This is a genomic window from Hymenobacter agri, from assembly GCF_054778495.1.
The window spans coordinates 1-5,479 of the sequence record NZ_BAAGZM010000280.1 but is presented as its reverse complement, the minus strand read 5'-3'; the positions used below and the strand labels follow the sequence as shown (position 1 = coordinate 5,479).

The following is a 5,479-nucleotide window of genomic DNA, read 5'->3' as shown; positions in this document are numbered from 1 at the left end:
AGCGGCGTGGCGGCCTCACCACCCAGGGGCTGGAGCAGCTGCAGGTTCAGCTGGGCCTCGTGCAGGGGCGAGTGGCGGCGGCTAAGGGCCACCAGGCGGTTGCAGGTAAGCCAATGCTGCCAGCGGTTGCGCGTGCCGATGCGCACCGGAATGCGGGCCTTCTGGGCGAGGCGAGCCAGTAGCTTGTTGGGGAAGACGTGCACGATGGCCGCCGCATCGAATCGGCGCAGGGCGGCTACTTGCTCGGGTTCAGGCAGCTGCTGCAGCTCATCCAGATTCAGAAAATCATCGACCCAGGGGCAGGCGGCGGCCACGGCGGCGGTGTAGCTGCGGCCAATGAGCACCACGCGGCAGCCGGGGTGCAGCTCCTTGAGGCAGCCGCAGACGGGCAGGGTAAGCACCACGTCGCCAATGGCATCGGTACGCGAGACGAGGAAGGTGGGCAGGGTGGCGGGGCTCATGCTTCGGCGCGTTCGGTGCGGGTTTTCAGCTTGGCGAATTTCAGGAACACGCCCCAGGCTGAGATGCCGGCGATGCACAGGCCCGCGAAGCCATCGAGAAAGCCGAGCCGAAAGACGTAGCCGTGCACGAATTTCCAGAGCGGCTTGAGCAACAGGTGAAACAGGCCGACGCGGGTTTTGCCGCGCAGGGCCAGCTCCTGAGCCGTGATGCTGGTGAACTTGTTGAGCTGCGTGACGTGCTGGGCGATGCTGTGATAACTGTAGTGCAGGGCGTGACCGGCGAGCGGCGCGGTAGTCTGGCCGGGGTTCACCTCGAATTTCTCGTGCAGCAGCAGGCCCGTCCAGCGGCCGAGGCGGCGGTCGTAGAGGCGCAGCTTGCGGTCGGGGTACCAGCCGCCGTGGCGCACCCAGTGGCCGCAGTAGTTGGTGAGGCGGGCCATGGAGTAGGCGGCGTGCTGCCAACTGGCCTTGGCCTCGCGCACGGCCTGGCGCAACTCGTCGGTAAGGACTTCGTCGGCGTCGAGCTGCAGCACGTGGTCAAATTGGGCCTGGCTGGTGGCGTAATTTTTCTGCTCGACGTAGCCGGCAAAAGCGTGCTGGATGACGCGCGCGCCGTACTGGCGGCAGATTTCCACGGTGCGGTCGGTGGAGAAAGAATCGACCACGAGCACGTCGTCGGCCACGTTGCCCAGCGCTTGCAGGCAGCGGGCAATGTTGGCCTCTTCGTTAAAGGTGATGATGACGACGGAGAGCGGAACGGGCATGGGCGGGCAAAGGTAAGGGGGCAACAAAAAGGTAAGCGGGCAACAAACTGTGTGGTGCGGCCATCTTTGCCGCTCCGCTTTCTGTCAATGCCCGGCGATGCCCGCACCAGTACCTGAATTTCGCAAATACCGGCTAGCCAGAAGCTGGCGCATTTTTATGTACCTAGTTGCGCCGCTGCTGATAGCGCTTTGTATAGGCATGCCGTTGCTCTGGTGGCTAGAGAAGCCAATGCCGTTGCTCACGGCGCTGTATTGCCTGCTACCGCTGGGCTTTGCCCTGCTGTTGCTTTACGGGCTGGCCGAAGCCATCTGGGGCTACGTTGCCATCAGCCCGGAAGGTATCGTGGAGAGGAGCGTGCTTGGGCGTCGGCAGTTAGCATGGGCCGAAATCAAAGGCTATCGAATAAGCAGCAATTATCTGCGACTATTGCCCACCGACACACATAAGCGGGCTATCAGAATCGGGTTGCTGACGGAGAATATCGAAATGGTTTCCGATTGGATAGCCAGCTATTACCCGAATTTGAATCAGGTTGCAACAATAGCTGCAGAGGCCCCGCCTGTACCTTTCGCTGCGCCAACCACTCGTCCGGCTTCCGAGCAAAAATTGGCTGAGGCCCGCCAGACCGCCCAGTTGCTGAACCGGACCAGTTGGGCGGTGCTGGCGTGGCTGTTGTTCTGGCCGGTGCCCTACACCCTAGCCATTACGGCGGGCCTGCTACTGCCGCTGGGCGCAGCGGTAGCGCAGTGGCTATACCCGAACCAGCTGCGGGCCGATGAGCCGGATGCCAGTGGTATTCCTTCGCTCGGCATCGCACTAATTATGCCCGCAGCAGGCCTTTTCGGCCGGATGCTGCTTGATGCAGAATTGGTAAGCGTAGCGGCAGTTCAGCCGTGGGCGTACCCGGTAGGAGGCAGCTTGGCGCTGCTGTTGGTTGCTGGCAGTTGGCAGCAGCTGATTGGGAGAAACCGTGATTTGGGACAGCTCATTATTGTTTTGCCGTCGGCGCTATTGTATGGGTTCAGCGCCCCGGTGGCTTATAATGTCGCCTTCGACACAAGCAAGCCGGTTTATTACGCGCCCCGGCTGCTGCGCAAGTATATCAACAACGATGAATTTGCTGGATGCACCGCAGTGGTTGCGCCGTGGGGACCATTTCGCGACTCGGCTCTGGTACACATCAACTCTGCGCATTACCGGCAGTTGCGGCCCGGCAATCGGGTGCGGGTGCGCTTTATGCCGGGGGCGCTCGGGGTTGCGTGGTTTAAGGCAGTGGAATAGAACTTGGTCGGTAAGGGCCGCCCCGCAGCCCCGCTAGCAACATTTCCGTACCGTAAGCCGCCGGGCGTGCGTAACTTGCGCCCCTATTTGCAACTTCATCCATGAAAAAAACGCTCCTCCCCGGCCTGCTGGCCGCTGCCCTGCTGTCGCTCACGCTGCCTTCGTGCGGCCCCTCGGTTGATAACGAGGAAGACGTGGTGACCACCAAACTGCCTGACCTGCCCGCCGCGCCCGACACCACCAAAGGTGCCAAACAGCCCGAGCAGTACCGCGAGCTGAACTCGGTGAACGCCACCGAAGACATCAAAAAGATGCAGCCGCAGATGTAATCCGGGCGCACTGCGCAAGTATCAATGAGCAATGAACAATGCCCGGGCGGCGTTTTTCATTGCTCATTTTTATTCGCTTAAGTTTTGGCTTCACCATCCATTATTCATTGTTCATTGAGCACTGTTAACTACACCCTGCGCCGCGGCGTGGAGGCCGACCTGCCCCAGGTACTGGGCCTGATTCGGGAACTGGCCGAATACGAAAAGGCCCCCGAGGCCGTAACCAACACGCTAAAAGCCATGCGGCGCGACGGATTTGGCCCGCAGCCCATTTTCAGCTTTTTCGTGCTGGAAAACGAGGCCGCCGAAATCATCGGGCTGGCGCTTTATTATACGGCGTACTCGACCTGGAAGGGCCGCATGCTCTACCTCGAAGACCTGGTGGTGACCGAAGCCGCCCGACGCGGCGGCCTGGGCCGGATGCTGTTCGATGCCGTGGTGGCCGAGGCCCGCGCCACCGGCGCCGTGCGCATGAAGTGGCAGGTGCTCGACTGGAACGAGCCCGCCATTGGCTTCTATAAAAAGCTGGGCGCCACCATTGAGGACGAATGGCTGAACGGCAACCTCGACGAAGAACAGCTGGCCCGCTACGAAGCGGCCACGCCGGGCAACGCCTAGATTGGCGCTAACCGCGCCGAAGCGCCCGCCGCGGCTCATCCGAACGACTTGTTTGGGCGGGCGGCGGCGGGCGCTTCACGTTTAGCCGGGCTATTGGCGCACAAAGCGCTGGCTGCCGGTAGTGCCCTGGGCATCCTGCCAGTGCAGCAGGTAGAGGCCGGGGCGCAGTGTGGCCACATCGACAGTAAGCAAGCTCAGGCCCGCCGTTACGTTGAAGGCAGCGGCGCGCGCAAGCCGGCCTTGCTCGTCGTACACCCGGAGCGTAAGTGGCCCGGCGGCTGCGGCCGAATACTGCAGCTGCAGCGCAGTGCCCGCCACCGGATTGGGGAAAATACTCGTGGTGGCCCCTTCAGAGTTCAGCAACACGGGAGCCGCATTATCGAGCGAGCCATCGGGGCGCACCAGGCGCAGGCGGTAGTAGTGCAGGCCGGCGGGAGCCTGGGCATCGGTCAGGCTGTACTGACCGGCGGTGGCCCGGTTCGGTACCGCACCCACGCGCTGCCAGCTCAGGGTATCGAGGCCAGCGCTGCGCTCGACCACGAAGCCCGTCAGAAAACATTCGTCGCGGGTAGTCCAATTGAGTGTGGGGCCAGTGCCCGCCACGTAGCTCCCGCCAAAAGCCGTGAGCGGCGCGGGCAGTAGCGCCGGACCGCCGCAGCCCAGGTTGCGAAAACTGCGCACGCGCAGCACTTGCCGGCCGCCGGCAATATCGCTGCTGGCGCTCAGGGTGCGGGCATTCTGGCCGCGGGCTACGGCGTAGTGCATCACCGCGCCGGGCAAGATGAGGTGGCCCAATTGCTGGGCGTGGCCCAGCTCGTGCACGGCCACGGTTTCGAAGTCGATTTGCGGGCTGGTGGCGTTGGCCGGGCCAAACTGGAAGTTGGCGCCATCATCGAACTGCATATCAATTTCCTTCACCCAGAATACTACCGAGCCGTCGGGAGCGTAGCAGCCGCGGTAGTAGCTGGTGGTGCGGCCCAGCACCTGGGCGGGCAGCTGAGCCCCCTGGTCGAAGGCTACTACGTTCGCGCCGTCGTCGGCAATGGCGTTGCTGGTGCCGGCGGCGCCATCCCAGTTCATGCCCGTGCTGCAGCGCCACGAGGCCAGGGCGCGCTGCCAGGCCGCCGTGGGACCGGCCACAAAGTTGGGCCCCAGCTGAAAGCTGATGCCGCCGCTGGCATTCTGGGCCACGTGGTTGGGTCGCTGCAGGATGGTACCGTCGGTGCTTTCCACGTTGGTCAACGCATAGATGACGGTTACGGGCACGAGGCTCTCGGCCGGCAACTGGCCGTCGGTGGTGACGCGCACGAGGCCTGAGCCGGCCGGGTGGCCGCCGCTGGCTGCCGAGGGCACCCGCACCTGAATACGGGTATCGGTCCAGGTGAGGTAGTCGGTATCGCGGGCTTTCACGCGGGTGGCGCCGCCGTCGTCGGCATTGCGAAACTCCACGAAGCCCGTGCCGCGGGCACTGCCAAACCCGCTGCCATTAATGGTGAGCACCGCCCCTACCCCGGCCGGCAGGCTAAGCGGACTGAGACTGGTAACCACTGGCGCCTGCGTGCCCGCGGGCCGGGCCGTCGAAGCCTTCGGTAAGGCTGGCAGGGGCTGTAGCACTTGCCGCACCTGCCCCGTCAGGCTGGCCAGCTGCTGGTAGAAAGCCTGGTTGAGCGCCGGATAGGTACGGAAGGGCTCTGCGGCGGTGCCGTCGAGCGGGTTTACTTCGATAAAGCCTTGCTGGCTGCCCACCGGGGTAAGCAGGCGGCCACCGCCCGGCAGCCCGAGCCAGGGAGCCGCCGCCAGAAAGAACACGCCCAGCTGGCCGGGCACGAGCTGCAGCGTGTTGGTAAGGGTTTGCTGGTCGAGGCCGAGGCGTCCGCCTTCGGTGAGGAGCAGCAGGCCCGTGGTATCGGCGGGCTGGCCCTTCAGCACCGAAAGCACCTGCAGCCGGTGCCGGGTGAACAAACGCTGGTGGCCGGCATCCCAGAAGCTTTGCGCATCGCGCACCCGGGCCTCGACGACCAGCGC

6 protein-coding genes are annotated in these 5,479 nt (G+C 63.9%); 3 read left to right on the top strand and 3 right to left on the bottom strand.

Translation table 11 applies throughout. The features are described from left to right. Both ACYVDE_RS13685 and ACYVDE_RS13680 read right to left on the bottom strand, forming a co-directional pair. Positions 1 to 461 (bottom strand): glycosyltransferase family 9 protein (locus ACYVDE_RS13685; RefSeq protein WP_460502102.1); only part of this gene is annotated, 461 nt, incomplete at its 3' end. Beyond that, positions 458 to 1,225 (bottom strand): glycosyltransferase family 2 protein, encoded by a 768-nt coding sequence (locus ACYVDE_RS13680; protein WP_460502101.1) that lies wholly within the window; start codon positions 1,223 to 1,225, stop codon positions 458 to 460. The genes ACYVDE_RS13685 and ACYVDE_RS13680, both read right to left, overlap by 4 nt. Before the next feature lie 157 nt (positions 1,226 to 1,382). Here ACYVDE_RS13680 and ACYVDE_RS13675 point away from each other — a divergent pair, with 157 nt between their 5' ends. The 3 genes from ACYVDE_RS13675 to ACYVDE_RS13665 all read left to right on the top strand — a co-directional run bounded on the left by ACYVDE_RS13675 (position 1,383) and on the right by ACYVDE_RS13665 (position 3,454). Continuing rightward, positions 1,383 to 2,507, top strand: a complete 1,125-nt coding sequence (locus ACYVDE_RS13675) for a hypothetical protein (protein ID WP_460502100.1) — start codon at positions 1,383 to 1,385, stop codon at positions 2,505 to 2,507. Between the two features lie 101 nt (positions 2,508 to 2,608). Beyond that, positions 2,609 to 2,836 (top strand): hypothetical protein, encoded by a 228-nt coding sequence (locus ACYVDE_RS13670; RefSeq protein ID WP_460502099.1) that lies wholly within the window; start codon positions 2,609 to 2,611, stop codon positions 2,834 to 2,836. A 114-nt stretch (positions 2,837 to 2,950) separates the two neighbouring features. Continuing rightward, the gene (locus ACYVDE_RS13665; RefSeq protein WP_460502098.1) at positions 2,951 to 3,454 is read left to right on the top strand and encodes a GNAT family N-acetyltransferase; all 504 of its coding nucleotides are present in this window, start codon (positions 2,951 to 2,953) and stop codon (positions 3,452 to 3,454) included. A gap of 90 nt (positions 3,455 to 3,544) precedes the next feature. Here ACYVDE_RS13665 and ACYVDE_RS13660 read toward each other — a convergent pair. Further along, positions 3,545 to 5,479: IPT/TIG domain-containing protein (locus tag ACYVDE_RS13660; protein WP_460502097.1), on the bottom strand; the 1,935-nt coding region annotated here is incomplete at its 5' end.